At 60.0% G+C, this 2695-nt stretch carries 3 protein-coding genes and 1 pseudogene; 1 reads left to right on the plus strand and 3 read right to left on the minus strand.

Annotated features, from left to right (window positions below; genetic code table 11):
* From FEM54_RS34840 to FEM54_RS29995, 3 genes are all read right to left on the minus strand, one after another.
* Window positions 1–165: hypothetical protein (locus FEM54_RS34840; protein WP_171045939.1), on the minus strand; the 165-nt coding region annotated here is incomplete at its 3' end.
* A 272-nt stretch (window positions 166–437) separates the two neighbouring features.
* On the minus strand, window positions 438–1970 hold the full coding sequence (locus tag FEM54_RS29990; RefSeq protein ID WP_017139744.1) for an AmpG family muropeptide MFS transporter: 1533 nt from the start codon (window positions 1968–1970) through the stop codon (window positions 438–440).
* 43 nt (window positions 1971–2013) lie between these two features.
* Complete coding sequence (locus FEM54_RS29995; protein WP_099549362.1) at window positions 2014–2376, minus strand: MGMT family protein; 363 nt, start codon at window positions 2374–2376, stop codon at window positions 2014–2016.
* A gap of 148 nt (window positions 2377–2524) precedes the next feature.
* On the opposite strand from FEM54_RS29995, the pseudogene FEM54_RS30000 reads away from it, so the two are divergent.
* Window positions 2525–2695, plus strand: a pseudogene (locus FEM54_RS30000) (DUF481 domain-containing protein); the annotation flags it as partial.

A 2695-nucleotide genomic window follows, 5' to 3' on the forward strand; every position in this document is an offset into this window, starting at 1 on the left:
GGCTTCGACCTTGCGCATCACCTTCAAGCCCATGGGCAGCCAGGTGTACAGGCCGGAGGCCAGTTTGCGGATCATGCCGACGCGCAGCATCAGCTGATGACTGATCACAACCGCGTCGGAAGGCGTTTCTTTCTGTGTGGCGAGCAAATATTGACTGGTACGCATGGTAGGCCGTTGTCGGTTGCTTGGACTTGAAATGACTTGGGATTGTACGGGCGGTTGTCGCTGGAGTACAGGCGTGAGGTCGTGGCGGTGTTTCTGGTGGAGTAGAGCGTGTGTGGGAGCTGGCTTGCTATGGAGAGGGCGCTTGCTGTGGCGAGGGAGCTTGCTCCCGTTTGACTGCGCAGCAGTCACCGGCTTTTTGGGGGCGCTTCGCACCCCAGCGCAAGCAAGCTTGCTCGCCACAACAAGCCAGCTCCCACATTGGCTGAGGTGGGTCAGTCTTCTGCGGGAGGATTCAACCGCGCCCGTCGGCTTTCCTGAAACCAGTGCAGCGCAATCAGGAACAGCGTCGGCACACCCAGCAGGCAAGTGATGATGAAGAAGTTGTGATAACCGAACTTCTCTACCATCACGCCCGAGTAGCCACCAATCAGGCGCGGCAGCAACAGCATGATCGAGCTGAGCAGCGCGTATTGGGTGGCGGAGAACTTGAGGTTGGTCAGGCTCGACAGGTAGGCGACAAACGCCGAGGTGGCCAGCCCCGAACTGAAGTTATCCAGGGAGATGGTGAAGATCAGCATCTGCAGGTCCGGGCCCATGTCGGCAAGCATCACGAACAGCAGGTTGGTGGCCGCCGAGGCAATGCCGCCGATAAACAGGATCGGCAAGATGCCGAAGCGCACAATCAACAGGCCGCCCATACCGGCGCCGAGCAGGGTCATGATCAGGCCGAAGATCTTGCTGACCCCGGCGATCTGGTCCTTGGTAAAGCCCTGGTCGATGTAGAACACGTTGGCCATCACGCCCATTACCGTGTCGGACATGCGATAGGTCGCAATCAGCCCGAGCAGCAGCAGCGCCTGCCAGCGATACCGCAGGATAAAGTCGTTAACCGGCGTGAGGACGGGTGCCAGGCCTCGTCGACCCATGGCCGAGAGGCAAAGGGTAGTGAGGATGATGTACAGGATGGCGCGCAGGAACGCGCGATCTTCCATCAGCAGCTCCCACAGGCTCACGCCGTGGAACAGCACGCTGGCGAAATCGGTGTTGTACAACTGGGTGAACATCGCCGGGACCGACACCAACAGCACGATCAGCACAAAGACCGAGACAAGCTGATGCGCAAAGCTGTAGCGCCCGGCCTGCAATTGGGTGCGCAGTGGCACATCGGGTTCACGCATGAAGAAGGTGGTCAGCAGTGCCGGGATCATCAGCACGCCGAACAGCACGTAAGTACCGGTCCAGGCCGAGTGTTTATAGTTGAAGCCGGTGGAACCGAAACCTTCGGCAAAGAACAGCGCGCCGGCGGTGGCCAGCAGTGCGGCGATGCGATAGCCGGACATATAGCTGGCAGCCAGCGCGGCCTGGCGGCTGTCGTCGGCTATTTCCAGGCGATAGGCGTCTACCGCAATGTCTTGGGTGGCGGAGGCAAAGGCTACGATAACGGCAATGGCGATCAGCCAGGACAAGTGCTTTTGCGGGTCGCAGAAACCCATGCCGATCAACCCGAGGATCACCAGCGTCTGGGCAAGTACCAGCCAGGAGCGACGTCGTCCCAGTTTGCCGAGCAGCGGCAGGCGCCATTGGTCGAGCAGCGGCGACCAGACCCATTTAAACGCATAGGCCAGGCCGATCAGGCTCGCATAGCCGATGGTCTCGCGGGCCACACCGGCCTCGCGCAACCACACAGACAGCGTCGAAAACACCAACATGTAAGGCAAGCCGGCGGCGAAGCCGAGCAACAACAGGACTAACGTCGAAGGGCTGGCATAGGCGGCGAGCGCGGCGCGCCAGGTTTTACGGGGCATGGGCTGGAGTCTGCCTCAGATTTGCGGAAACAAAGCGCGCACTCTAACCGCTGTGCTCTACCGGGCGCCAGCCATGACGCTGAATATCAACGCGATTGTTCAGGATACTGACGCCTTCACTGCGCAAACGCGCACGTTGTTCGTCGCCTGAAGCGCTGCCCACCGGCAGACTTATCCGACCACCGGCACCCAATACCCGATGCCAGGGCAGACGGGTGTCCTCCGGCAGTTGGCTGAGCGTGCGCCCGACCCAGCGGGCAGCACGGCCCAGGCCGGCCAGGTGCGCCAACTCGCCGTAACTCACCACGCAACCTTCGGGCACTTGCGCCAGGGTCAGGTACAGGGCCGTTCGGCGCATGTCTGCGGGGCTTTGGGGGGCGTCTTCGGGTGAGTGAGGTGTGGGCATCGCCGCGTCTTTATAAAGAGGTGTTTTTGTAAGAAACGTCTGTAATCATGCCGTTGAGAATTGAACTCAATATAAATCCTTGAGTCAGTCCAAGCTATCTAACACGATAACGCCCCTTTTTCGCCATTTTCGAGCCTCGAATTCGCTTATGTTGTCCAGAACCCTGCTCTGCCTTGCTGTTCTCAGCGCCTCCACGCCCCTGCTCGCCGACACCATCTGGTTGAAGAACGGTGACCGCCTGACCGGCAAGATCAAAGTCTTCGACGGTGGCAAATTGCTGATTCAGACCAACTACGCAGGGGCCATCCCGGTGGATTGG

Source organism: Pseudomonas edaphica (assembly GCF_005863185.1).
GTDB classification, from domain to species: Bacteria; Pseudomonadota; Gammaproteobacteria; order Pseudomonadales; family Pseudomonadaceae; genus Aquipseudomonas; species Aquipseudomonas edaphica.

Coding starts and splice junctions, on each gene's coding strand:
- FEM54_RS29995 (WP_099549362.1), bottom strand. CDS start 2,376: ATGCCCACACCTCACTCACCCGAAGACGCCCCCCAAAGCCCCGCAGAC.
- FEM54_RS29990 (WP_017139744.1), bottom strand. CDS start 1,970: ATGCCCCGTAAAACCTGGCGCGCCGCGCTCGCCGCCTATGCCAGCCCT.